This is a genomic window from Streptomyces sp. NPDC006655 (genome assembly GCF_040703965.1).
Classification (GTDB): Bacteria; Actinomycetota; Actinomycetes; order Streptomycetales; family Streptomycetaceae; genus Streptomyces.
On the sequence record NZ_JBEYJU010000116.1, the window covers coordinates 1 to 24,651 of the forward strand.

A 24,651-nucleotide genomic window follows, 5' to 3' on the forward strand; every position below is an offset into this window, starting at 1 on the left:
CCCCCAGCCTCCGGCCGGGGGGACCCCCAGAGCACGCACCTGACGCCGCGCGGCCGCCCTCCGGGCGACGACGGGAATTGTCAGACAGGCCCTAGACCCGGAACGTGGCCAGGAACGTCTTCCTCGCCAGTTCGTCCGCGGCGTCGGCCCAGGCCGTGGCGGGTGCGGTGATGCGCAGGGAGAAGCTGCGGCCGCCGCCGAGCAGGAAGCCGCGCCCGAAGGTGCGCACCCGGTCGGCGCCGGTCCCCGACAGCCACTCCATGTCCGCCCCTTCGCGGCCCTGGTAGGTGGTCGCCGTGATCTGGCCGATCCGCCGGTACCCGGCCTCCTTCTCCAGCTGGGGTTCGACGTCGTCCCGCCAGACGGCGACCGGGTCGGGACCCGCCTGGGTGCTGTAGGTGACCGCGAGGGTGCGCGGATCGTCGCCTCCCGGGCCGAAGGTGACGCGGTAGGCGAGATCCTTCACCCGCGCGGTGTCCAGGCGCTTCCAGCCGGTGGGAAGCGCCACCGAGAAGCCCTCCGGGGCGGTGTAGCGCCGGAAGCCGGCCGGGAGTGCGCCGGCCGTGGCCGAGGCGGCGGGTGACGCGCTGCGGGCGGGCGGCCCCGAGGCCTTCGAGGCGGAGGGCGAGGAGGAAAGGGAGGGGGAGGGGGAGGGGGAGGGGGAGGCGCTCGGGCTCTTGCCGTCCGTGCGGTTGCCCGGTTCGGAGGCCGTCGCCGAGGTGCTGGGCGCCGAGCCCGCCGAGGAGGTGCCCGGCAGGCCCTGGGTCGCGGCCAGCACCGCCACCGACACGGTCACGACGGCCAGCGCGGTCCCGCCGATCATGGTGACCCTGCTCCACCCGGAGGCCCGGGCGGCCACGTAGGCGCCGCGCAGCCGCGGGACCGGGGCCGGCTGCGGCATCGTGTCGGGGTCCTCGTCGAGGACACGTGTCAGCGCGTCGCGGACCACCGGACGGCTCAGCCGCTCCCGGGAGCTCTTCCGGAGCAGCCCCTGGATCACCTGGGTCAGCGGACCGGCCCGCAGCGGGGTGCGCAGCGGCAGCCGGTCCACGCCCTTCAGGGTCGCGTCGGCGCGGCCGCGGTCCCGGAACGGGGGCCGCCCCTCGACCATCGTGTACAGGATCGCGCCGAGCGCCCACAGGTCGGCGGCCGGCCCGATGCGCTCGTCGCGGGCCTGCTCCGGGGAGGCGTACGACGGTGCGGTGACCCTCGGGGCCAGCGTCGCGCCCGCGAGACCGAATCCGGTGATCACCACCGGGCCCCTGTCACGGACGAAGACCTGGCCGGGACTGAGCTCCCCGTGGGTGTAGCCGTCGCTGTGGGCGGCATCCAGCACGTCGAGCACCTCCAGGCCGATCCGGGCGGTCCGCGCGTAGTCGAACGCGGGTTCCCGGGCCAGGAGTTCGCTGAGCGGTGTGCCGTCGATCAGTTCGGTGACCGTCCAGAGCGCGCCCGCCTCCTCGAAGGCGTCGATCACCATGGCGACCCGGCCGGGCCGCAGCGCGCTCATGACCTCGGAGGAGCGCAGTATGCGGGCGGTGGTCCGGCGCACGGTGTCCGCGTTCGGCGGCTCCGGGAACGCGATCTGGGTCACCAGTCGCGGTCGCTCGGCCTCTACGTCCTCCGCGTACCAGCTGATGCGGTTCGGCTCGCGGTCGGCGACTTCGAGGAGCCGGTACCTTCCGGCGACCAACTCTTGTGCGGAGACATGCGCCTTGACCATCGTCATCCCTCGTCGGAACTCCTGCCTCGTCTTGTGCAGAAGTACGGGGGACGCGCCCCGGTTTGTTCAAAGGATCTGCAACTCCGGGGCGGTTCTTGCCTTTTATTCAATCGGCGGCAGGTACGTCGACTTTGGGAAAACGGCGCATGTCCGAGCCTCGACCTGCGGGTAACCGACGGTAAAAACCCGGCCGTGAGGCGCTCGTCAGTCCAGCCCGAAGCGCTCCGTCCACTCGGCGATCTCCCGGTGCGTCACATTGCCCCCGCACACCACGAGGCCGATCCGCGCCCCGCCCCCGACCCGCTCCAGCACCTGCCGGGCGGCCGGCAGCAGACACCCGGCGGCCGGCTCGGTCCACACCTTGGCGTGCTCGGCGAACTCCAGGCTGCCCCGGACGGCCTCCCGGTCCGCGACCACCAGGACCTCCTCCACCAGCGCCGCCGCATGCTCGTACGTCAGCCGGGACACGGCCGGCGCGCTGAGCGTCGTCACGATCGACGCCCCCCGCACCGGCAGCGGACCGCCCGCCGCCAGGGCCTCGGACATCGCCTGTGCGCCCCGCGTCTCCACACCCCACACCCGCAGGTCCGGACGCCGGGCCCGCAGCGCCACGGCCACGCCCGCGATCAGGCCCCCGCCGCCGATGCTGACGAGCACATCGGTGAGGTCGTCCGCGTCCTCGGCGAACTCCAGGCCCACCGTCCCCTGCCCGGCGATCACGACCGGATCGTCGAACGGGTGGACCAGGGTGAGCCCTTCGTCGCGCAACACGTTCACCAGCTCGAACGCCGAGTCCATCCCGTCGGTCAGCCGCACCGCCGCCCCGGCCGCCTCGACCAGCGCGATCGAGCGGGCGGGTGCCGTACGGGGCATGACCACGGTCGCCTTCACATGGAGCGCCGCCGCCATCACCGCGAGGGCGATGCCGTGGTTGCCGCCGCTGACGGCGACCACGCCGGCCGCCCGCTCGGCCGCGCTCAGCGACAGCAGCTTCGCCGTGGCGCCGCGCGCCTTGAACGAGCCGGTGCGCTGGAGGAGTTCCAGCTTGGCCGTGACGGGGGCGCCGAGCAGCTCCGAGAGACCGGGGCTGGACACCGTGGGAGTGCGGACGACGTGCCCGGCGATCTGCTGGGCGGCGGCTTCGATGTCCGAGATGCCGATCAAGGCGGTTCACCCTTCCGGCGCGGGGGCGGAAGTCCGCGCCTTGGGCACCCTGACCCGGACGGACGCCCCCGGTCAACCCGGACCGGACGGGCCCCGGCGCCCCACCCCCGGCAGGGCCGCCGGGGCCGTCATGGGGGCGGGGCCCACGGCGCCCGCCGTCAGTGCTGCTGGGCCTTCTGCGGGGTCGCCTCGCTCGGCCGGACCACGACGTACCCGTCGCCCTGGAGCATCAGCTGGACCGCCTCGCCCGAACCGCCGCGCAGCATCGACCCGATGGACTGCGAGCGGTGCAGCGAGGTCTCCAGGTGCGCGGTCCAGCCCACCACCGCGTCGGTGTCGACGTAGACCGGGGACTGCGGGGAGACGGGGATCACCAGCGGGTTGCCCTCGCAGATCAGCCCGAGCTTGCCGTACCCGGAGAACACGCTGTTGAACAGGCCGCCGCCGGCTATGCCGGACCCCTTCACGGTCCTGATCTCGTAGGACAGGGACGCGTCGAAGCACAGGACGTTGCGGCCGTTGACCGTGAACTGGTCACCGGGCTCCACCTCGACGATGAAGCAGTTCTGCGCCTCGTGCGCGAACCAGGCCTCGCCCTGGCCCAGCACGGACATCAGCGGCAGCCCCTCGCCGGTGACGGCGCGCTTGAGCATGCCGCCCACGCCCTGGCCCTTGCGCTCGAACCGCAGATTGCCGCGGTGCGCGATCATCGCCCCCTGGCGGGCGTACATCTCGCCGTTCACCGCGTACTTGACGCATTTCGCGTTCTCGATCGTCATGCCCGGCTCGACGGCCGCCACGACCATGTGCTCCGTGGAAAAAAGATCACCCTTCATGCGGGGCATGGTGTCCCGGAGGGATGCGTTCCGCCAAGATCGCGGAAGGTACCGGTTCAGGCACCGAACAACTGCGTCCAGTAGGTGGCCGCCCGGCCGCCACCGGCGAAGCCGGTGCCCATGTGGGTGAACTCCGGCTTGAGGATGTTGGCCCGGTGTCCGGGGCTGTTCATCCAGCCGTCCACCACCTCGGCGGCGGAACGCTGTCCGCAGGCGATGTTCTCCCCTATGGTGCGCCGCCGGGAGCCGGCGGCGGCGGCCCGGTCCCAGGGCTGGGTGCCCTCGGGGGAGGTGTGCGAGTAGAAGCAGCGGGTCGCCATGTCGGTGCTGTACGCCTGGGCGGCGGACGCCAGCTGCGGATCCTCCGCGAGCGGACGGAGCCCCGCCCGGGCGCGCTCCCGGTTGGTGAGGTCGACGACCTCCGCCCGGGTGCGGGACAGCTCGGCCTCGGTGAGGGGCCTGGCCCACAGCGCGGTCCAGTAGGTGTCCCCGTCCCGTGGGCCGCGGGCGTGGGCGAGTCCGGCGTGGGTGAAGGCCGGGTCGAGCAGGGTGCGCCGGGCGTCCTCGGTGGCCAGGCAGTAGTCGACGAACTCGGCCGGGGTGCGGGGACCGGAGACGAGGTGTTCGCCGACCGTGACGTAGGCGAAGCCCGTGTGACTGATCCGCTGGTGCACGGAGACGCCGTCGCCGCTCTCGGTGGTCAGCCGGCCGGCCTCGGCCATCGCCGTGGCGTGGGCGCGGGCCGCCGTGACCAGCCGGGGGTCCGGGGCCACCGGCGGCCGGCCGGCCCGGGCGCGGGCGGAGTTGACCAGGCCCAGGGGACCGTCGGGCTCGGGGAAGGGGGCGGCCGGGGGGCGGCCCGGCGCGGTCGCCGTGCGCTGCGGCGGGATGGTGGCGCGGAAACCGGCCGGGCGCTGCGGCTGCTGGTCCTCGACGACGTCCACCCCGTAGTCCCGGGCCAGCCCCGCCAGTCCGTCCGCGTACCCCTGGCCGACCGCGCGCAGCTTCCAGCCGGTGCCCCGGCGGTACATCTCGGCGAGCAGCAGCAGGGTCTCCGCCCGTGGCCGGGGCGGGGAGAAGCGGGCCACCGGGCGCCCGAGGCGGTCGGTGACGTGCAGGGTGGCGGCGGGCAGCGAGCCGAGCGGGGTGCCGGGTTCGGCGGCGGTGACCGCGACGGTGACCCGCACGGCACCGGAGCGCAGCAGGGCCGGCTCGACGGTCAGCGTGTCGCCGCGCAGCCGGACGCCGGGCGCGTCCGGCTGGTTGTAGAAGACGAAGTCGGCGTCGCCGCCGACCCTGCCGCTCTCGTCGGTGACCAGGGCGGACACGTCGAAGCGGCCGGGCACCCGGAGCGTCAGCGCGCCGCCCGGGAGGGGCAGGTTGCCCCCGGGGACCAGCTCGCTCATCTCGCCGCCTCTACGAGGTCAGGGGCCGAACACCGCGCCCGGTGGGGGAGTCGCCGGTTGAACGTCCGGCCCGGGCGCGAGGTTCCCCGCCTGCCTCGGCGCTACTGCTCGCGCGGCGCGGCCGGGGCCACGTCCTCCCGCTCCAGCGGCGTGTCGGCGCGCCGCGTGGAGCGCTGCTTGCCGCAGAAGGCCGGCTCCAGCGTCTGCGCAAGCGTGTTGAGGACGGCGGAGTTGTTGGAGGCGTTGGCGACGGCGGTGAGGCTGCGCTTGCCGTCCTTGGTGGTGAAGGCGTACGTGTAGTAGCCCTGCACGGCGCCCGTGTGGCCGTACACCGAGATCCCGCAGGACAGGTCGCGGCGGCGCAGCCCGAGGCCGTAGGAGGTGTTGGAGTTGACGCGGTTGAAGCGCTCCATGTCCGCCAGCCGGGCGGCCGAGGTGAGCTTTCCGCCGGCCAGCGCGGAGTAGAAGGTGTCGAGGTCGCGGGTGGTGGAGATGATGGCGCCCGCGCTCTGGGCCCAGGACACCGTCTGCTCGGTCGCGTCGACGGGCTTCGCGCCCGCCTGGTCCGCGGTGAGGTAGCCGTTGGCGTGCTGCCCGGGGATCCTTGTGTCCGGGTGGACGTAGAAGGTGCCGGTCAGGCCCAGCGGCTTGAAGATGCGGTTCTCGTACTCGGCCTTCACGCTGTGCCCGGTGAGCTTCTCGATGAGCATGCCGGCGACCACGAAGTTGGTGTTGGAGTACGAGTAGGCGGCTCCCGGCGCGTTGGTGCGCGGCTTGCGCAGGGAGAGGTCCAGCAGCTGGCGGTAGGTGAAGACCTTGTTCCGGACCGCTTCGAAGCCGGACACGCTGCTCGCGAACATGTCGTTGGTGTAGTCGTACAGACCGCTGCGGTGGCTGAGCACGTGCCGCACGGTGATGCGGTCGTCCGGGAGCAGGCCCGGCAGATAGCGGTTGACCGGCGCGTCCAGGGCGAGCCGGTGCTCGTCCACCAGTTGCAGCAGGACGACCGCCGAGAACGTCTTGGTGACACTGCCGACGCGGAAGCGGTCGGCGGTGGTGATGGCCCGCCTGCTCATGCGGTCGGCGACGCCCTGTGTCGTCCGGTAGACCTTCGCGCCCTCGTCGATACGGGCCATCGCGCCGGGCGCCCCGTTCGCCACGACCGAGCGCAGCACCGCGGTCAGTCCCGCGGTGTCCGGCGCCGGCAGGGCGTCCGCCGTCCGTGGGTGTGCCCGCGCCTTCAGCGGCGCCGCCTGGGCCGGTACCGCGAGCAGTGACAGTGCCACCGCTCCGAGCACCGCGCTTCTGCTGACCATTGCCGAGACCATCCGGGCCTGCTCCTCTCCGTGCTGTTTCCGATGCGAGATGGGTCACATCCGGTTCGGGGAACCTTCTCGCATCCCGTCACATCTCCACAGCCGACGCACAGTTGGTCATCCTGTGATCACTGTGCGATGCGGTTTCGCAAAGTATTGCCACGAAAAGCAAGAAAAGCGACGAACCGCGCTTTACATGGACATGACTCGTCCGGAAGGGTTGCGGCTCGGGGCCCGACCAGCCCCCTTGGCGTCCTACGGCGCCCTGCCGCACGGCGGTCGACGACCCCGGCCGCCGTCCCAGCAAAGGAACCCTGATCAGTGCGTAGTGCGCGCATACGCGGCGTGGCGGTCGCCGTCGCCGTGACGACGGCCGCCACCGGCCTGGCCGGTACGGCCTTCGCCGGTCCCGACACGGGGGTGCGTGGTTCGACCGCCGCCACGACGGCCGCGCAGGTGGTGGGGGCAGCCCGCGCCGCGGCCTTCGCCCACGCGAAGGCGACCGGTGTCGGCACCGGCGACGAACTCCGGGCCCAGGACGTGATGATCGACCCCGAGGGAGCCCGCCACGTCCGCTTCGTCCGGACCCACCGGGGGATGCCGGTGCTCGGCGGTGACCTCGTCGTTCATCTTTCCCGTCAATTGGCCTACACGGGTGTCACCCGTGCGGCCGACCACACCGTGGAACCGGCCACCACCGAGGCGAAGCTGACCGCCCGGCAGGCCGAGCAGAAGGCGGCCGCCGCCGCCGACGGCGAGGCCGGCACCGCCGCGCTCGTGGTCGACGCCCGCGACGGCGCCCGGGCCCTCGCCTACCAGGTGGCGGTCGACGGCGCGAACGGCCCGGCCACGGTCGTCGTCGACGCGCTCACCGGCAGGGTGCGCAGCATCACCCCGGACAACGACGAGTTCCTCTCGCCCCGGGTTCTGGAGGCCCTGCACCGGCGCGGCGAGAGCCTCGCCCCGGCCACCGGCACCCGGCCGAACACCTTCACCGGCACGTCCGCGGCCGCGGCGCCCCACTACCCGACGACCGCGCACGGCACCGGCCGGTCCCTCTTCGTGGGCAGGGTCGCGCTCACCACCACCCGGACCGCCCGCAAGAACTTCCTGCTCAAGGACCCGACCCGGTACGGCACCGAGACCCGGGACGCCAAGGGCAAGGAGACCGAGAGCTTCGGCCAGGGCACCACGTTCACCAGCACGAACGACAGCTGGGGCAACGGCACCACCACCAGCCGGGGCAGCGCAGCCGCCGACGCCCAGTACGGCATCACCGAGACCCTGGACTTCTACCGGAGGACGTTCGGCCGCAAGGGCATAGCGAACGACTCGAAACCCGCCCGGGCCATGGTCCACTGGGGCGACAAGGTCGGCAACGCCTTCTGGGACTCGACCTGCGGCTGCATGCTCTACGGGGACGGGGACGGCGACGAGATAAAGAAGCCGCTGGTCGTCCTGGACGTCACCGGACACGAGCTCACCCACGGCGTGGTGGACGCCACCGCCAAACTGGCGCCGACCCGCATCGACGTGCACGGCAACCAGTACGGCGAGGCCGGGGCGCTCAACGAGTCGCTGGCCGACATCTTCGGCTCGGGCGTGGAGTTCTTCGCCGACAACCCGAAGAACCCGCCGAACTACCTCCTCGGCGAGAAGCTGGGCCTCGCGCAGAAGTTCCTGCGCCGCCTCGACCACCCCTCCCTCGACCGCCTCGAAGGCACCGTCGACTACTGGTCGCCCCAGGTGGCCGGCGCCGAGGTGCACGTCGGCTCCGGCGTCTCCTCGCACGCCTTCTACCTGCTCGCCGAGGGCAGCGGCCGCAAGACCATCGGCGCCACCACCTACGACTCGCCCACCTACGACGGGTCCACGGTCACGGGCATCGGCCGCGCCAAGGCCACCGCGGTCTTCTACCGCGCCCTCACCCGGTACATGGTCTCCTCGACCGACTTCCACGGCGCACGGGTGGCGACGCTGGAGGCGGCCAAGGACCTCTACGGCGCGAGCAGCGTGGAGTACCGCACGGTCGACCAGGCCTGGGCCGCGGTGGACGTGACCCCCGCCAACACGCCGACGCGGAACGCGGGCCAACGCCCCTGACCCGTTCGCCATTTGAAGGCCACGGGAGCCTCACAGTCAACCTTCAGGTGATTCCTGTTTCTTTTATTGACAGCGGAAAATAACCCGCCTAGGTTCCCGGCCATGCGCTCCACCACCCGTGCCGAGACGTTCCCGGCCCACACGCCGGCCGCCGCCCAGATCTTCACCACGGTCCTCGCCCACGGCCCGCTCACCAGGCTGGAGGCGGCCCGCCGGGCCGGGCTGTCGGCGGCGGCCGTGACGAAGGCCGTCCGGCCGCTGCTGGCGGCCGGTTATCTGGCGGAGGACGCCGACGGCGACGCCCGGCCCGCGCTCGGGCGCCCCGCCAACCTGGTGCGGGTCGACGGTGGACGCGCGCTGTTCATCGGCGTCAAGGTGACGGGGGACGAGGTGATCGCGGTCCTCACCGACCTGTGCTGCCGGATCCGGCTGGCCCGCCGGCTGCCCGTCACCGACCGCGCCGCCAAGGCCGTGCTGACCTCCGTCGCCGGGCTGACCCACGAACTGCGCACCGAGGCCGCCGGCTTCGGCGCCCCCGTCCTCGGCCTCGGCATCGCGGTCTCCGGCGACGTGGACCGCGCCGAAGGGGTCGTGCGCTACTCGCCCTTCCTCGACTGGCGCGCGGTCCCGCTCGCCGAACTCGCCGCGATGACCACCGGGTTGCCGGTCGTCGTCGACAACGACGTACGCGCCCTGACCGTCGCCGAGCAGTGGTTCGGCGCCGGTGTCGGACTGTCGGACTTCGCCGTGGTCACCGTCGGCGCCGGCATCGGCTGCGGGCTGGTGGTCCACGGCCGGGTGGTCGCGGGCGCCCACGGCGTGGCGGGGGAGATCGGGCACGTGGCCATCGACCCGGCCGGGCCGCTCTGCCACTGCGGCAACCGCGGCTGCGTGGAGGCGATCGCCGGGGACGCGGCGATCGTCAGCCGCATGCGGGAGGTGACGGGCCGTGGGATCGCCGACTCCGCCGAAGCGGCGGCCCTCGCCCACGCAGGGGTCCCCGGAGCCCGGGAGGTGTTCTCCGCGGCGGGTGAGGCGATCGGCCGGGGCATCGCGACCGTGGCCAACCTCTTCGGTCCCGAACGCGTGATCATCTCCGGCGAGGGCCTCGCCGCCTACGACCTCTTCGCCGAGCAGATCCTCGACTCGTTCACCGCGGCTGCCTTCGGCTCCGCCGCGCGGTGCGACGTACAGACCCGCCCACTCGCCTTCGAGGAGTGGGCCCGCGGGGCCGCGGCCGCCGCGATCCAGTCCTTCATCACCTCTTCTCCCACCACCCCGGGCAAGGGCTGAGCCGCCCGGAACCCCGAACCCAGGAGGGCCCATGCGGTCACCTTCACGCTCCGTCCTGCCCGCCCGCGGGCTGAGAACCGTCCTCGTCCTGGCACTGACCACGGCCCTGGCGTCCGCGGTGCCCGCCGCCGAGGCCCAGACCCCCGCCCCGATCGCCGCCAAGCCCTACATGGGCTGGTCGAGTTGGAGCATGCAGTCGTCCAAGTACCCGGGTCTCAACGACAACGGCGACTACAGCTACCTCACCGAGGCGAACGTCCTCAAGCAGACCGACGCCCTCGCGAGCAAGCTGAAGAAGTACGGCTACGACCACGTCAACATCGACGCCGGCTGGTGGATGGACTGGAACTGGAAGGAGGGCTACGACCGGTACGGCCGCCAGCAGGCCGACCCCGCCCGCTTCCCCAGCGGGATGAAGGCCGTCGCCGACCACATCCACGCCAAGGGCCTCAAGGCCGGCATCTACCTTCCGGTCGGCCTGGAGAAGGGCGCGTACGGCGACGGCAAGACCCCCGTCTGGAACGCCGAGGGCTGCACCACCGCCGACATCGTCTACCCGGACCTGCGCACCACCAACGGCTGGGACAGCTCGTACAAGATCGACTTCAGCCGGCCGTGCGCGCAGAAGTACATAGACTCACAGGCCCAGTTGATCGCCGACTGGGGCTACGACTTCCTCAAGCTCGACGGAGTGGGCCCCGGCTCCGGCAAGAGCGGTGACCAGTACGACAACGTCGCCGACGTCGCCGCCTGGCACCGGGCGATCGCCGGCACCGGCCGCCCGATCCACCTGGAGGCCTCCTGGTCCCTGGACCACGGGCACGCCGCCGACTGGAAGAAGTACACCAACGGCTGGCGCATCGACACCGACGTCGAGTGCTACTGCAACACCCTCGTCACCTGGGAGAACTCCGTCGACGACCGCTGGGACGACACCCCGGCCTGGACCGGCGAGGCGGGCCCCGGCGGCTGGAACGACCTCGACTCCCTCGACGTCGGCAACGGCGCGATGGACGGCCTCACCAAGGCCGAACGGCAGAGCTACGCCACGCTGTGGGCGGTCGCCAAGTCGCCGCTGTTCACCGGCGACGACCTCACCAAGCTCGACGACTACGGGGTCTCGCTGCTCACCAACCGCGAGGTGATCGGCGTCGACCAGAGCGACAACCCGCCGGCCCGGCCGGTCACCCCGTCCGACCCGCAGCAGGTCTGGGCCGCGAAGAACGCCGACGGCACGTACACGGTCGCCCTGTTCAACCTCGCGGACTCGCCCTCCGCGGTCACGGCCGACTGGACGGCGCTGGGCTTCAGCGGCAAGGCGTCGGTGCGGGACCTGTGGAACCACGAGAACCTGGGCAGCTTCCAGAACAAGATCACCGAGGCGCTGCCGGCGCACGGCTCGCGGCTGTTCACCGTGACGCCGAAGGGCAGTGTCCTGGCGTCCACCGGCTACGAGGCCGAGGCGAGCGGCAACACCCTGAGCGGCAACGCGTCCGTCGCCGGGTGCGACGCGTGCTCCGGGCAGAAGAAGGTCGGCAACCTGTACCAGGGCGGCAAGCTGACCTTCAACGACGTGGTCGTCGACAAGGCCGGTACGTACCTGGTGAAGGTCGCGTACATCAGCGGTGACTCGCGGTCGGCGGTGATCGCGGCGAACTCGGGGAGCGGGACCGGGCACAAGTTCCCGTCGACCGGGGACTGGGGGACGGTTTCGAGTGTGAGCGTCCCGGTGACCCTGAAGGCCGGTGCCAACACGATCAGCTTCGACAGCGGGTCGGGGTACGCGCCGGACGTCGACCGGATCGACGTGCCCAAGTCGCCCCGGTAGGCGGCTCGGCACGTGCGTTGTGGGGAACTGCGGGCCGGTGGGGGGCCGGTCGCGCAGTTCCTCCCCCAGCCTCCGGCCGGGGGTGCCCCCAGCGCCCCCAAGGGGGCGCCCTCCTCACGGACGTCGGATGGGAACCCATGGACAACCAGCTCAGCAGACGACACCTCCTTTCTCTCGCCGCGGCCACCGGAGCCCTCGCCGGGCTGCCCTCCTTCCGTGCCTCCGCCGCGCCGGTGCGGTCCTCCGAACCGCTCGTCACCCCCCGCCATCACCTCTGGTGGCAGGCGCCCGCCGACACCGGGTCGATGATCACGCAGGGGCTGCCCGTCGGCAACGGGCGGCTCGGGGCCCTCGCGAGCAACGACCCCGGCCGTGAGCTGCTCCTGATCACCGACGCCACGCTGTGGACCGGCGGGCTCAACGACACCCTCGACTCCGACGGCCAGTTCCCCTACGGCCGCGCCGACTTCGGCTCGCTCACCCTGCTCGCCAGGCTCACCGTCGAGATCCCCGACCACGACCTGGGCGCCGTCTCCGGCTACCGACGCACCCTCGACCTCGACAACGGCGTGGTCGAGGCGTCGTACGTCCGCTCCGGAGTGACGTACCGGCGGCAGGTGTTCGCCAGCCGCCCCGACGACGTGATCGTGCTGCACTTCAGCCAGGACGGCGGCGGCCGCTACACCGGCACCGTCACCCTGGAGGGGACCCACGGCGAGACCGGCGGCACGGCCGAGTCGTTCGCCGGGTCCTTCGCCAACGGGCTGACGTACGGTGCCGCCGTCAAGGCGTACGGCGTCGGCGGCAGCGTGCGGGTGAAGGGGTCGGGCATCGGCTTCACCGACTGCCGGGAGCTGACCGTCGTACTCGGCGGCGGCACCGACTACGCGCCGAACGCCGCCGCCGGTTACCGCGACCCGTCCGTCGAACCGCCGGCGCTCGCCCGTGCCAAGGTCGCCGCCGCCGCCCGGCACTCGGCCGACTCGCTGCTGCGCACCCATGCCGCCGATCACCGGGCCCTGTTCGGCCGGTTCGACCTGTCCCTCGGCAGGTCGACCGCGCAGCAGCGGCAACTGGACACCTGGGCGCGCCTGGAGGCCCGCGCCGACACCGGCGACCCGGACCCCGAACTGGAGGCCGCCTACGCCCAGTTCGGCCGCTACCTGATGATCGCCGGGTCCCGTGACAGTCTGCCGATGGGCCTCCAGGGGCTCTGGCTGGACGGCAACGACCCCGACTGGATGGGCGACTACCACACCGACATCAACATCCAGATGAACTACTGGATGGCCGACCGGCTGGGCCTGTCCCCGTGCTTCGACGCCTTCACGGACTACTGCGTCGGCCAGCTCCCGTCCTGGACGGACACCACCCGGCGGCTCTTCCAGGACCCCCGCAACCGCTACCGCAACTCCCGCGGCGGGGCCGCCGGCTGGACCGTCGCCATCTCCACCAACCCCTTCGGCGGAGGCGGCTGGTGGTGGCACCCGGCGGGCAACGCCTGGCTGTGCCAGAGCCTGTGGGAACACTACGAGTTCACCCGGTCCCGCGCCCACCTGGAGAAGATCTACCCCCTCCTCAAGGGTGCCGTCGAGTTCTGGGAGGCACGGCTGCTCACCACCACCCTGGACGACGGGAAGGAGGTGCTGATCGCGGACAGCGACTGGTCCCCGGAACAGGGCCCGCTGGACGCCAAGGGCATCACCTACGCCCAGGAACTGGTCTGGACCCTGTTCGGGAACTTCCGCACTGCGGCCGCCGAGCTGGGGAGGGATGCTGGATACGCGGGCACCATCGGCACGCTCCGGGACCGCCTCTACCTGCCGGTGGTGAGCCCCAGGACCGGCTGGCTGGAGGAGTGGATGTCCCCGGACAACCTGGGCGAGACCACCCACCGCCACCTCTCGCCGCTGATCAACCTCTTCCCCGGCGACCGGATCCGACCCGACGGCTCCAGCCCGAAGGACATCGTCAAGGGCGCTACCGCCCTGCTCACCGCGCGCGGCATGGACAGCTTCGGCTGGGCCAACGCCTGGCGCGCCCTGTGCTGGGCCCGGCTGAAGGACGCCGACAAGGCCTACCGGCTAGTCGTCCGCAACCTCCGCCCGTCGGCCGACGGCAGCAACGGCACCTCACCCAACCTCTTCGACATCTACGAGGTCCAGCCGGGCCGCGGCATCTTCCAGATCGACGCCAACTTCGGGACGCCGGCCGCGATCCTGGAGATGCTGCTGTACTCCCGGCCCGGCCGTCTGGAGCTGCTGCCCGCCCTGCCCGACGCCTGGGCCGCCTCCGGTGCGGTCACCGGGGCGGGCGCCCGCGGCGGCTTCACCGTCGACCTGAGCTGGCGCGACGGCGAGCCGACCGAGGTCCGGATCCACAGCGTCGGCGGTCGTACCACCACGGTCGCCTACCGCGGCACCGCACGGACGGTCACCCTGCGGCCCGGCCAGTCGGTCACGCTGAAGGACCTGGCGCGGTGACCGGCCGGTTCACGCGGATGGTCCGCCTCGGCGCGGTCCTGCTGACCGCGGTCGCCTGTCAGACCGGCCCCGCCCAGGGGGTGCCCGCGGCGGCGCCTCCCGCAGGGCCGGCCGCCACCCGGCACGCCGTCGTCACCTGGGGCGCCGCCGCCGACCGGATGGGGGAGGGCACCGCCGACCGCGGCTACCGGCTGGTCGTGCACACCAGCGCGGCCGGCACCGGCCTGCGGGTACGGCTGTCCAACGCCTTCGGGGACCGGCCGCTGACCCTGGACAGCGTCTACGCCGGTCTCCAGCGCCAGGGCGCCGCCCTGAAGCCGGGCAGCAACAAGCGGCTCACCTTCGACGGCGCCCGCACGGTCACCGTACCGGCCGGCGCCACCGCCTGGAGCGACCCGCTGCCCGGCAGCCTGCCGGCCGGCAGCAATCTCGTCGTCAGCCTGCACAGCCCGGACGCGGCCGGTCCCGCCACCGGCCACGGGATGGCCCTGCAGACCTCCTACACCACCCAGGGCGACCACACCGCCGAGGAGGGTGCCGCCCACTGGACCGCGACCACCGGCTCCTGGTGGTACCTGGACTCGGTCTCGGTACGGCCGCCGGACCCGGCCACCGGAGCCGTGGTGGCGCTCGGCGACTCCATCACCGACGGATGGGCGTCCACCACCGACCTGAACCGCCGCTGGCCCGACTACCTCGCCCGCCGGCTCCACACGGCGCACACCGGGGTCGAGGGCGTCGCCGACGAGGGCATCTCCGGGAACCAGGTCCTCGCGGACGGCGCCGGGCAGGCCGCCCTGCACCGGCTGGACCGCGACGTCCTGAGCCAGCCCGGGGTCCGTACCGTCTTCCTCTTCGAGGGGGTCAACGACATCAAGGCCCACACCGGGGTCACCGCGGCCGGCCTGATCGCCGGTTACCGCGAGATCGTCCGGCGGGCGCACGCGGCCGGCACGTGCGTGGTCGCCTCGACCGTCGGGCCCTTCGAGGGCTGGCCGGAGTGGGACCAGGCCGGGGAGGCCGTCCGTCAGGAGGTCAACCGGTACATCCGCACCAGCGGGGAGTTCGACGCGGTCACCGACTTCGACCGGATCCTGCGCAGCCCCTACGACCAGGCGCGGATGCTGCCGTTCCTCGACAGCGGCGACCACATCCACCCCAACGACAAGGGCATGCAGGCCATGGCCGACGCCGTCGACCTGGCGAGCCTCGACTGCGACCGGTGACGGGACCGGTGCCGGGACCGGTGCCGGTGACGGCGCCCGGGCGCCGTCACCGCCTCCGTGCCGCGGTGCTCAGCCGCGCAGCGTGCGGGCCCAGTCCGCGGGTACCCGGTCCGCCGGGCCCGGTACGGACTGGTCCGCGGGGTGGCTCACCGGCGGTGCCAACTCCGGCCCCGACTCGTACAGTTCGTTCGTCTCGAAGTTCCAGAACCAGGCCTCGCCCGGCTCGTAGCTGCGGATCAGCGGGTGTCCTGTCTCGTGGAAGTGCGCGGTCGCGTGCTTCGAGGGGGAGTCGTCGCAGCAGCCGACGTGCCCGCACTGCGCGCACCGCCGCAGGTGGAACCACCAGCCGCCCGCCTTGTCGCACTCCACACACCCGGCACCGCTCGGCGGCACCTCCGGATCGATCGCGGGGTCGTCGCTCATACCGTCTCCTCGGTTGACTGGGTTTCCGGTGCCTCGGGTGAGACCGGTACGTCGGCGGTCAGCGGGAGCAGTACCTGGAAGCGGGTGTTCCCGGGCACCGACTCCACCCGCATGCTGCCGTGGTGCTTGTTCACGACGATCCGCCAGGAGATGTCCAGGCCGAGCCCGGTGCCCTGGCCCACCGGCTTCGTCGTGAAGAACGGATCGAAGATCCGGTCCTTGATCTCCGGTGCGATCCCGCTCCCGGTGTCCCCGAACTCCACCAGCACCTGCTCGTGGTCCCGCGCGGTCCGCACGGTCAGCGTGCCGTGCCCGGCGCCGTCACCGTCCTTCATCGCGCAGACCGCGTTGTCGATGAGGTTGGTCCACACCTGGTTGAGTTCGGCCGGGTAGGCGGGGACGGACGGCAGCGAACGGTCGTACTCCTTGACCACCCGGATGCCCTGCCCGATCTTCCCGGACAGCATCATCAGGGTGCTGTCGAGGAGCTCGTGCACGTCCACCTCCCGGAACGGCGCCCGGTCCAGCTGGCTGTACTGCTTGGCCGCGTCGACGAGGTGCGAGATGCGGGACGTGGAGTCGTCGATCTCGTTCATCAGCAGCTCGGTCTCGACGGTGTAGTTGAGCCAGCCCACCGCGTTGGGAAGGATCTCGTCGTCCACGGCGGCGGCCACCTGCTCCAGCCAGTCGACGTCGAGCCCCGCCTGCACGAAGGTCGGCGCGAGCTGCCAGCCGTTGTCGATGCCGTGGTCGTCGAGCCAGTCGGAGAGCACGTCCTCGCGGTCCGAGGCCTCCAGCGGACTGAGCGCCGGAGCCTTGCCGACCCGTTCGGCGGTGCGTTCCTGGATCTCGATCAGACCGGCCAACTGCTCCCGGGAGAACGGCCCTGAGGCGATCACCGCCAGCTTGTGCCGCATCTTCGCCACCCGCTCGCGCAGCGTGGACGTCGCCCGCACGGCCGCCGCGGCCGGGTTGTTGAGCTCGTGCGTGAGCCCCGCGGACAACGAGCCGAGCGCGAGCAGCCGTTCCCGCTGCCCGATCGCCGCCTGGGTGCTCTTCGAACCCCAGAACAGCCCTTCCAGCAGGTGGACGGCCATCGGGAACCAGTCCTGCATGATGTCCGAGAACGTGTCCGCGGGCAGCACGAAGAACCGCGTCGGCTCGGTCACCCGCATCGAGTTGTTGTACACCTGCCGCACCCGGTCCCCGAGGTACGCCTGCATGGCGCCCGCGTACACCCCGGTCTGCGAGGTCCGGGTGACCTCGACGTCGTCACCCGCGACCCGCCGGGAGAGCACCAACGTGCCCCCGAGCATCACGTAGAAACAGGTCGCGGGTTCGCCCTCGGTGTAGACGGGACCCGCCTGGAACAGCTCCACCCGGCCGGCCGCGCACAGCCGCCCCAGTTGTTCCGGTTCCAGCTTCTCGAACAGGAACAGCGCCCCGATCTCCTTCGGGCTGCACGGCATCACCTGCCCGCTCATGACTGCTCCAGGTATCTGTGGACGAGCATCACGGCCATGGCTCCCTCTCCGACGGCGGACGCGACACGCTTGGCGGACTCGGCGCGGGCGTCGCCCGCCACGAACACGCCGGGAACGCTGGTCTCCAGGTGGTACGGCGGCCGGGCCAGCTCCCAGCCGGCGGGCGGCGTCCCGTCGACGGTCAGATCCGGTCCGGCGAGGATGAACCCGCGCCCGTCGCGCAGCACCGTGTCACCGAGCCAGTCGGTCAGCGGCGCCGCCCCGATGAACACGAACATCCACTGGGCGTCGACCTGTTCGCAGTCCCCGGTGCTCACCTGGCGCAGGGTCAGCCGCTCGAGCCGTTCGGTGCCGTGCGCGGCGTCGACCACCGTGTGGCTGCGGACCGAGATGTTCGGCGCTTCCTCGATCTGCTGGATCAGGTAGTACGACATCGAGGCGGACAGGTCGGCGCCGCGCACCAGCAGCGTCACCGACTTGGCGAATCTGGACAGGTACATCGCGGCCTGCCCCGCCGAGTTGGCCCCGCCGACGATGTAGACGTCCTGCCCCTGGCAGGAGGTGGCCTCGGTGAGCGCGGAGCCGTAGAACACCCCGCAGCCGGTCAGATCGACGCAGCCCGCCGCGTCCAGCTGCCGGTACTGCACACCCGTCGCCAGGATCACACTGTGCGCCGCGATCGTCGACCCGTCCGAGAACCGCACCACCCGCGCGGCCCCGTTGACCTCCAGCGCGGTGACCTCGCACGCGGTCAGCACCTCCGCGCCGAACTTGGCGGCCTGCCGCCGGGCCCGGTCGGTGAGCTGGGCGCCCGACACCCCGTCCGGGAAGCCGAGGTAGTTCTCGATCCGGGAGCTCTGACCGGCCTGCCCGCCGGTCGCCGCACGCTCCACGAGCACCGTCCGCAGCCCCTCCGACGCCCCGTAGACCGCCGCGCCCAGCCCGGCCGGGCCACCGCCGATGACCACCAGGTCGTAGAAGTCCGCCGTGGGCGTGGTCGCCAGCCCCACCTTCGCGGCCAGTTCGGGCGCCTCCGGCTCGATCAGGGGCGTGCCGTCCGGTGTGATCACCAGCGGCAGCCGCTGCCCGTCGGCCTCGGCGGCGGCCAGCAGCCGCTGCCCCTCCGGCTCCTCGACCGAGTACCAGCGGTACGGCACCTGGTTGCGGGCCAGGAACTCCCGCACGTCCGAGGACCGCGCCGACCAGCGGTGCCCGACGACCTTGGTGGCCGGCACCGGCTTGTAGTCACTGGCCCGCCAGGCGTCCAGGAGGTCGTCGATGACGGGGTAGAGCTTCTCCTCCGGCGGGTCCCAGGGCTTGAGCAGGTAGTGGTCCAGATCCACCACGTTGATCGCGTCGATCGCCGCGTTGGTGTCCGCGTACGCGGTCAGCAGCACCCGCCGCGCGCCCGGGTACACGTCCAGGGCCTGCTCCAGGAACTCGATGCCGTTCATCTGGGGCATCCGGTAGTCGGCCAGGATCACCGCCACCACGTCACCGCGCAGCTTCAGCTCGCGCAGCGCCTCCAGCGCCGAGTCCCCGGACTCCGCGCGCACGATCCGGTACGACGCGCCGTAGCGACGCCGCAGGTCCCGGGCGACGGCACGGGAGACCCCCGGGTCGTCGTCCACGGTCATGATGACACCTACGGTGGAACTCTTAGGAGGCATAGAACGACCGTACGGGACGGGGAGGGGCCATGGCGACGGCAATGATGATCCCGACGGCGCGAGAGTACCTGCGGGTCAGCAAGGGCAAGGGCAGGACCGCCCCCACGGACCAGCACACCGACTGAGTACCTCCCGATCCGCCGCATCGTCAGCCCGGCAGGTGGGCGACCGGGCAGTCCATGGCCAGGGTCAGCGAGCGCTTCCGCCCCGTCCTCGACGCGGCGCAGAAGCGCGGCGACGCGCCCCCGTCCCTGGAACAGGTCCTGGACCGGATCGTGGCGCCGCTCTACTTCCGGGTGGTCTTCTCGATCCCCGGTACGGACGAGGCGTACGTCCGCAGTCTTGTGGCGGAGCTGCTCGGGAGGCTTCGAGCTGAGAACGTCTCGTCATCCTGAGAACGTCTCGTCATCTACCTGAGCCGCACGAAACGTGGGGGCCTCAGTCGCTGTGGGCGACCGGCTCGGGGTCGGCGTCGAGCGCATCGAGCACTGCGTCGCCGTGCGCCCTCGCCCACTCGGTCAGCATGTGGATCGGATCGATCAGTGTCGCTCCGAGCGGGGTGAGTTCGTACTCGACGCGGGGCGGCACCTCGGCGTAGGCGTGGCGGCGGATGAGTCCATGCGCCTCGAGCCGTCGAAGCGTCTGGGTGAGCATCTTGCGGGAGATGCCGCCGATCAGCTCGATCAGCCGGCCATGGCGCACCGGGCCCCTGCTGAGGCCGTAGAGCACGACCACCGTCCACTTGTCGGCGATCAGCTCGACCGCAAGACGCGCCGGACAGTCGGCGAGAAAGCAATCCCCGGGACCGAAACCGCTCATGGCACCAAAGGTACCTGCGCCGAAGGTACCTGCTGGTTCCTATCAGATTCATAGCCTGGGTCCTCTCCCCTTCCGAAGCCAGGAGAGTCATGCGAGTCATCACCCAGCAGACGCTCGGCGGTCCCGAGGTGCTCACCGTCGTGGACGCGCCCGAGCCCCAGCCCCTTCCGACCGAGGTTCTCGTCCGCGTCAAGGCGATCGGGCTGAACCCGCTGGAGGCGCGCCTGCGCGCCGGCGAGTTCCCGCTGATCGGTCGGCCGCCGTTCATTCTGGGCTGGGACGTCAGCGGCGTGGTCGAGGAGGCACCGGGGACGTGGCGGTTCAGGCCCGGCGACGAGGTGTTCGGGATGCCGCTGTTCCCGCGGGCGGCGAACGCGTACGCCGAGGTCGTGTCGGCGCCGGCGTTGCACCTGGCACGCAAGCCGGAGCCGCTCTCGCACGTGGAAGCGGCGGCGCTGCCCGTCGTCGGGCTGACGGCGTGGCAGGGCCTCGTCGACCTCGGCGGCGTGCGGGAGGGCGACCGGGTCCTGGTCCACGGCGGTGGTGGCGGGGTCGGCCACGTCGCGATCCAGATCGCGAAGGCGCTCGGCGCGCACGTGATCACCACCGCCAGTGGAAGCAAGCGGAAGTTCGTCGAGGGGTTCGGCGCCGACGAGGTGATCGACTACACGGAGGTCGACTTCACCGAGGCGGTCCGTGACGTCGACGTCGTGCTCGACACGATCGGCGGTGACACCGTCGAGCGGTCGCTCGAAGTGCTCCGCCCGGGCGGTCACCTGGTGACGGCGGTCGCCGAGGAGGATGCGGAGCTCATCGCCAGGTACGAGGCGGCCGGCATGCGCTTCAGCGGCATCGCGGTCGAACCCGATCCGGTCGCCCTGCGAGGGCTCGTCGAACTCGTCGAACAGGGCAGGCTCCGGGTCCACGTGCAGGAGACGTTCCCGTTCGAGCGCATCGCCGACGCGCACCGGCTGCTCGACGGCGGTCACCTCCAGGGCAAGCTCGTCCTCACCGTCTGATCCCGTCGCGGGGCCTCGCGTGAGCGAGGCCCCACTGAGGTGTCCTCTGAGCCCCCACGGGCCGACTCCGGCCGTTCCTCTCAACGAACCGAGTCGACCTGTCTCATCCAACTCGGTCCACGCAGGTCACCGTCATGCGGACGCCTGACTTCATGGAGACAGAACACGCCTGACGGCAGTTGCCGAAGCCTCGTCGCCTGGCTCGATCCTCCAAGGCCCGTGGCCTTCGCACCGCGAACAGCTTGAGGCTGCGTGCTACCCCCACCGCCACCGGCTCGTCGGACTCGGACATGGAGGGCCCGGCGACACGGAGGGGGCCGGGCTGCCGGCCCTTGAGTGTCTAGCGGGTCGGGTCGGTGGTTCGTCGTCGGGTTTCGCGCAGGTGGAGGTCGATGTACCTGGTGAGGGTCAGTGCGTCTTGTGGGGCGTCGGCGTGGAAGGAGACCCGGCGTAGCAGTCGCACGCTGTCGAGTGCGACGTCTTCGCGGGCCAGGACGAAGAGGAGGGTGAGGAGGGCGCAGCGGGCGTTGCCGTCGTCGAAGGGGTGGAAGAAGCAGACGTCGAGGTAGGCGCGTGCAGCCCGGGCGGTCAGCGGGAGAGGCCGGGCTGCGTCCTTGGCGCTTTCGGTGAGGCAGGCGTCAAGCCGGGCGCGGATGTGCGGGACGAAGCCGTAGCGTTCCCGGCCGCCCTTGGCGAAGGCGGGCAGGCTGCGCAACGGCGGCAGCCCAGGTGTGACGAGGACGTGTTGTTGCCAGCGCTGGATGAGGTCGAAGTCCAGCCGGGCGCCGCGCGCGGCGTCGGCCCGCATCAACTCCAGGGCGGTGAGCAGGCCCTGTCCGCGGGCCGGGTCCAGGATGGCATCGAAGGTGCGGATCTCCTGCGCCATTCCGTCGCGCACCGGCGTCACCGGTGCATCCCCGGTGCTGTCGGCGGCCTCATGCCACGGCACGGTTTCGCGCACGGCGAGCCAGCGCTTCAGGTGGTCGGACAGGGGTGACTCGCCGGCTCTGGCGGCCGCGTCGGGCCGTACGGCATCCGCGAGGCGTTCGACGATGTCCTCGACCAGCACCGGGTCGGGGCCGGTCCAGCTCTCGAACCGGCCGCCGATCGCCTGCTGAACCAGGTGATCGGCGTCGTCGGACGGGACGCCCCAGCGGCTGAGGAACCAGCTCAACACCTGATGGCAGTGCCCGTACCAGCCGCTGCCGCAGCCGGTGCGGTCGGTGACGTGCAGGATCAGGTTGCGGGCGGTGCGATCCCACAGGATCCGCTGGTCGTCGATACCGGCCAGGTCCAGCGGGTAGGCCTCGAACCGTGCGGCCAGGCTTTCCAGCCACTCCCGCCACTCCCGCAGCGCCGCGGTCACCCGGTCGAGGGTCTCGTCCGGGGTGGTGACCGAGTCCCGGGGGCAGCACCAGCTGCCGACCGGCCCTCCGTCGAAGTCCCCTTCGTCGTGTGCCCACCGCCAGCCGGCGACCCAGCGGCCGTAGTGCTCGGCCAGGGCACAGGTCATGGCGTCGGCCCAGGGCCTGGCCTCCTCCCAGCCCCAGTCGTGCACGGCCCGGTCACCCGGCGGCACGTCGGGGCGTCGGGGCACCCGCCCGGCCGGTCCGAGCGATCTGACCACCGTTGCCGCCGCCTCGCTGTCGAACGGATGACGGGCGGGGTCCACCTCGTCCCAGGTCAGGTCGCGGGGCGACAGCTCCATGAACACCGCGCAAGTCTCGTGCCTCGCCGGTATCGGTTCAACCCGATTACCGCGCCGCGTTGGAACACCTGCCAGGCCGCACCAGGCACGTCTGACGTATGCCTGTGCGCGCCGGAATGCGGTAGGTCTGCCGGACCTGGAGGCTCACGTCCGTCCGGCGTTGAACAGTGCATATTCGAGAAGGTCGGGTGAGGCATCGGACGGTCAGCCGTCGGTGGACGCCGCCTGGTGGGCGGCGGCCAGGATCGTTTGCAGTGTGGCCGGACCGCTGCCGCGTGGCCGGACCGCTGCCGCCGCGGGAGCCGCGCTTGCCCTTCCCCCACACGTAGGTGGCCACGAGGGCCTCTGTGAATGCTTCTGTGAATGCTTCGCGCCGCAGTGCGTCCTCGACAATCGACGTCACCTGCGCCCGTCTCACCGCGGCGTCACCGCCGCACGAAGTCGAGGCCAGGGCTGCGGGCGAGAATACGGCCCCCCCATCGCGCCCCGCGCCCCGTACACGTGGACGCCGTGTGCTGGATCCCCACGGAACGGCAGAGCGGCGCCGGGCGTCCGGTCTTATGCCACTTGTGGGATCTTGCTTGCCCCGTGCGGCGGTCGTGTCCTGCCGTCAGGCAGGACGCATCCTTTTGCTGCGCAGGCCGTCTGGCGGTCTTGGCGAGGCGGTCGTTCATGACCAGATCGCCGACCGCCGCCGATTACCCGGTGCGCTGAGTGCGGTCGTCGTACTCTTCGCGGGCGGTGATGACTTCTTCGATGTGCAGCACGGACCACTCCGTGAGCGCCTTCAGCGGTTCCCGCAGCGTCTGGCCGAGCGGGGTCAGCTCGTACTCCACGTGCGGCGGCACCTCTGGGTAGACGGTCCGGCTGACCAGCCCGTCGCGTTCGAGGGTGCGCAGCGTCTGGGTGAGCATCTTCTCGCTCACGCCCGCCAGCGCCTGCCGGAGCCGGCCGAACCGGGAGGTCCCGTTCCGGCCGAGTTCGCCCAGCACGAGGACCGCCCACTTGCTGCCGATCTGGTCGAGCAGGTCCCTCGACGGGCAGCCGCGCTCGTACGGATCGAATGACGGTATGGGCCCGGTCACGGTTTCGACAGCAGCCATGCGGCTCACCTCAATGCTTTCGGTCCGGTAAGTACCCTACCAAGAAGTGGCTACTCCCCAACAGAGAGTGTCCAGTTCAGTCTGTGTTCCATCCCGCCGCGGACGCACCGCGGCAGGCGTGCGAGGCACGCGCGGAAGGAAGGAACGACCATCATGCCTATCGTCGTCACCGGAGCCACCGGCCAGTTGGGCAGGCTCACCGTCGAGGCACTGCTGCGGCACGGGATCCCGGCCGCGGACATCATCGCGACCGGCCGGGACATCGTCAGGATCAAGGACCTGGCCGAGCGAGGCATCACGGTACGCCGCGCCGACTTCGCGGACACCGACGGCCTGGCCGAGGCGTTCTCGGGGGCGGACAGGCTGCTGCTGATCTCGGCCTCGGTCCCCGTGGGCGAGCGGGTCGCCAACCACCGCCGCGTGATCGACGCCGCAGTGTCCGCAGGCGTGTCGCTGGTGGCGTACACGAGCACGACGCACGCGCACACGGCCACCACCGTCATCGGCGCCACGCACGGCGCGACCGAGGAGTATCTGCGGGACCGCGAAATCCCCAGCGTGCTGCTGCGCAACAGCTGGTACCTGGAGAACTACACCGGCCAACTGCCGCAGATCCTGCGCAACGGCGCCGTCGTCGGCGCCGCGGGCGAGGGGCGGATCAGCGCCGCGTCCCGCGCCGACTACGCCGAGGCCGCAGCGGTCGTCCTCACCACCGAAGGCCACACCGGCACCGTGTACGAGCTCGGCGGCGACGAATCCTTCACCCTCACCGAGCTCGCCACCGCGATCTCCGCTGCGGCCGGAAAGCAGGTCACCTACGCTGACCTCCCGGTAACCGACTTCGCCCAGGCACTGGCCGCCGCGGGCCTGCCCGCCGAGCTGGCGGAGGTCCTCGCTGACGCCGACCGCGGCATGAGCCACGGCGAGATGTACACCGACTCCGGCGACTTGCGCCGCCTGATCGGCCGCCCGCCCATGACCCTGGCCGAATACAGGGTCCCTCAAGAAGAGGAAGAGATTCGGGCCTTTCTGGCGGGTGATCAAATC

19 protein-coding genes are annotated in these 24,651 nt (G+C 71.6%); 8 read left to right on the forward strand and 11 right to left on the reverse strand.

What is annotated here, in order from left to right:
• Positions 1–91: 91 nt before the first annotated feature.
• The 5 genes from AB0958_RS38835 to AB0958_RS38855 all read right to left on the reverse strand — a co-directional run bounded on the left by AB0958_RS38835 (position 92) and on the right by AB0958_RS38855 (position 6,457).
• Positions 92–1,729: a serine/threonine-protein kinase gene (locus tag AB0958_RS38835; protein ID WP_366895181.1), complete on the reverse strand. Its 1,638-nt coding sequence runs from the start codon at positions 1,727–1,729 to the stop codon at positions 92–94.
• A gap of 198 nt (positions 1,730–1,927) precedes the next feature.
• The gene (locus tag AB0958_RS38840) at positions 1,928–2,887 is read right to left on the reverse strand and encodes a threonine/serine dehydratase (protein WP_366895182.1); all 960 of its coding nucleotides are present in this window, start codon (positions 2,885–2,887) and stop codon (positions 1,928–1,930) included.
• A 158-nt stretch (positions 2,888–3,045) separates the two neighbouring features.
• Entirely contained in the window at positions 3,046–3,723 is a 678-nt protein-coding gene (locus AB0958_RS38845; protein ID WP_366895183.1) for an AIM24 family protein, read from the reverse strand.
• A 56-nt stretch (positions 3,724–3,779) separates the two neighbouring features.
• The gene (locus AB0958_RS38850; protein ID WP_366895184.1) at positions 3,780–5,129 is read right to left on the reverse strand and encodes a CAP domain-containing protein; all 1,350 of its coding nucleotides are present in this window, start codon (positions 5,127–5,129) and stop codon (positions 3,780–3,782) included.
• Positions 5,130–5,230: 101 nt separating this feature from the next.
• Entirely contained in the window at positions 5,231–6,457 is a 1,227-nt protein-coding gene (locus AB0958_RS38855; protein WP_366895185.1) for a serine hydrolase domain-containing protein, read from the reverse strand.
• A 309-nt stretch (positions 6,458–6,766) separates the two neighbouring features.
• Between AB0958_RS38855 and AB0958_RS38860 the strand changes: the two genes are divergently transcribed.
• The 5 genes from AB0958_RS38860 (at position 6,767) to AB0958_RS38880 (ending at position 15,378) form a co-directional block, all read left to right on the forward strand.
• A complete protein-coding gene (locus tag AB0958_RS38860; RefSeq protein ID WP_366895186.1) occupies positions 6,767–8,548 on the forward strand; it encodes a M4 family metallopeptidase in 1,782 nt (593 codons plus the stop codon).
• Between the two features lie 102 nt (positions 8,549–8,650).
• Positions 8,651–9,841 (forward strand): ROK family transcriptional regulator, encoded by a 1,191-nt coding sequence (locus AB0958_RS38865; protein WP_366895187.1) that lies wholly within the window; start codon positions 8,651–8,653, stop codon positions 9,839–9,841.
• A 31-nt stretch (positions 9,842–9,872) separates the two neighbouring features.
• Positions 9,873–11,669 (forward strand): CBM35 domain-containing protein, encoded by a 1,797-nt coding sequence (locus tag AB0958_RS38870; RefSeq protein WP_366895188.1) that lies wholly within the window; start codon positions 9,873–9,875, stop codon positions 11,667–11,669.
• 137 nt (positions 11,670–11,806) lie between these two features.
• Positions 11,807–14,152 (forward strand): glycoside hydrolase N-terminal domain-containing protein, encoded by a 2,346-nt coding sequence (locus tag AB0958_RS38875; protein ID WP_366895189.1) that lies wholly within the window; start codon positions 11,807–11,809, stop codon positions 14,150–14,152.
• 17 nt (positions 14,153–14,169) lie between these two features.
• Complete coding sequence (locus AB0958_RS38880; protein WP_366895199.1) at positions 14,170–15,378, forward strand: SGNH/GDSL hydrolase family protein; 1,209 nt, start codon at positions 14,170–14,172, stop codon at positions 15,376–15,378.
• 69 nt (positions 15,379–15,447) lie between these two features.
• Here AB0958_RS38880 and AB0958_RS38885 read toward each other — a convergent pair whose 3' ends face one another.
• From AB0958_RS38885 to AB0958_RS38895, 3 genes are read right to left on the reverse strand one after another with little or no spacing between them, the layout of a single operon-like run.
• A complete protein-coding gene (locus AB0958_RS38885; protein WP_366895190.1) occupies positions 15,448–15,801 on the reverse strand; it encodes a UBP-type zinc finger domain-containing protein in 354 nt (117 codons plus the stop codon).
• The gene (locus AB0958_RS38890) at positions 15,798–17,285 is read right to left on the reverse strand and encodes an ATP-binding protein (protein WP_366895191.1); all 1,488 of its coding nucleotides are present in this window, start codon (positions 17,283–17,285) and stop codon (positions 15,798–15,800) included. The genes AB0958_RS38885 and AB0958_RS38890 overlap by 4 nt, the downstream gene beginning before the upstream one ends.
• Positions 17,282–18,955, reverse strand: coding sequence for an FAD-dependent oxidoreductase (locus AB0958_RS38895; protein ID WP_366895192.1), 1,674 nt, complete (start codon positions 18,953–18,955; stop codon positions 17,282–17,284). Before AB0958_RS38895 ends, AB0958_RS38890 begins: the two co-directional genes overlap by 4 nt.
• Before the next feature lie 179 nt (positions 18,956–19,134).
• Between AB0958_RS38895 and AB0958_RS38900 the strand changes: the two genes are divergently transcribed.
• Positions 19,135–19,350 (forward strand): TetR/AcrR family transcriptional regulator C-terminal ligand-binding domain-containing protein, encoded by a 216-nt coding sequence (locus AB0958_RS38900; protein WP_366895193.1) that lies wholly within the window; start codon positions 19,135–19,137, stop codon positions 19,348–19,350.
• A gap of 43 nt (positions 19,351–19,393) precedes the next feature.
• On the opposite strand, the gene AB0958_RS38905 is transcribed toward AB0958_RS38900, so the two are convergent.
• The gene (locus AB0958_RS38905) at positions 19,394–19,774 is read right to left on the reverse strand and encodes a helix-turn-helix domain-containing protein (protein ID WP_366895194.1); all 381 of its coding nucleotides are present in this window, start codon (positions 19,772–19,774) and stop codon (positions 19,394–19,396) included.
• An 89-nt stretch (positions 19,775–19,863) separates the two neighbouring features.
• Between AB0958_RS38905 and AB0958_RS38910 the strand changes: the two genes are divergently transcribed.
• Positions 19,864–20,793, forward strand: a complete 930-nt coding sequence (locus AB0958_RS38910) for an NADP-dependent oxidoreductase (protein ID WP_366895195.1) — start codon at positions 19,864–19,866, stop codon at positions 20,791–20,793.
• Positions 20,794–21,133: 340 nt separating this feature from the next.
• Here AB0958_RS38910 and AB0958_RS38915 read toward each other — a convergent pair whose 3' ends face one another.
• Positions 21,134–22,501 (reverse strand): cell filamentation protein Fic, encoded by a 1,368-nt coding sequence (locus AB0958_RS38915; RefSeq protein ID WP_366895200.1) that lies wholly within the window; start codon positions 22,499–22,501, stop codon positions 21,134–21,136.
• Positions 22,502–23,199: 698 nt separating this feature from the next.
• Complete coding sequence (locus AB0958_RS38920; protein WP_366895196.1) at positions 23,200–23,604, reverse strand: helix-turn-helix domain-containing protein; 405 nt, start codon at positions 23,602–23,604, stop codon at positions 23,200–23,202.
• Positions 23,605–23,757: 153 nt separating this feature from the next.
• Between AB0958_RS38920 and AB0958_RS38925 the strand changes: the two genes are divergently transcribed.
• Positions 23,758–24,651: SDR family oxidoreductase (locus AB0958_RS38925; RefSeq protein WP_366895198.1), on the forward strand; the 894-nt coding region annotated here is incomplete at its 3' end.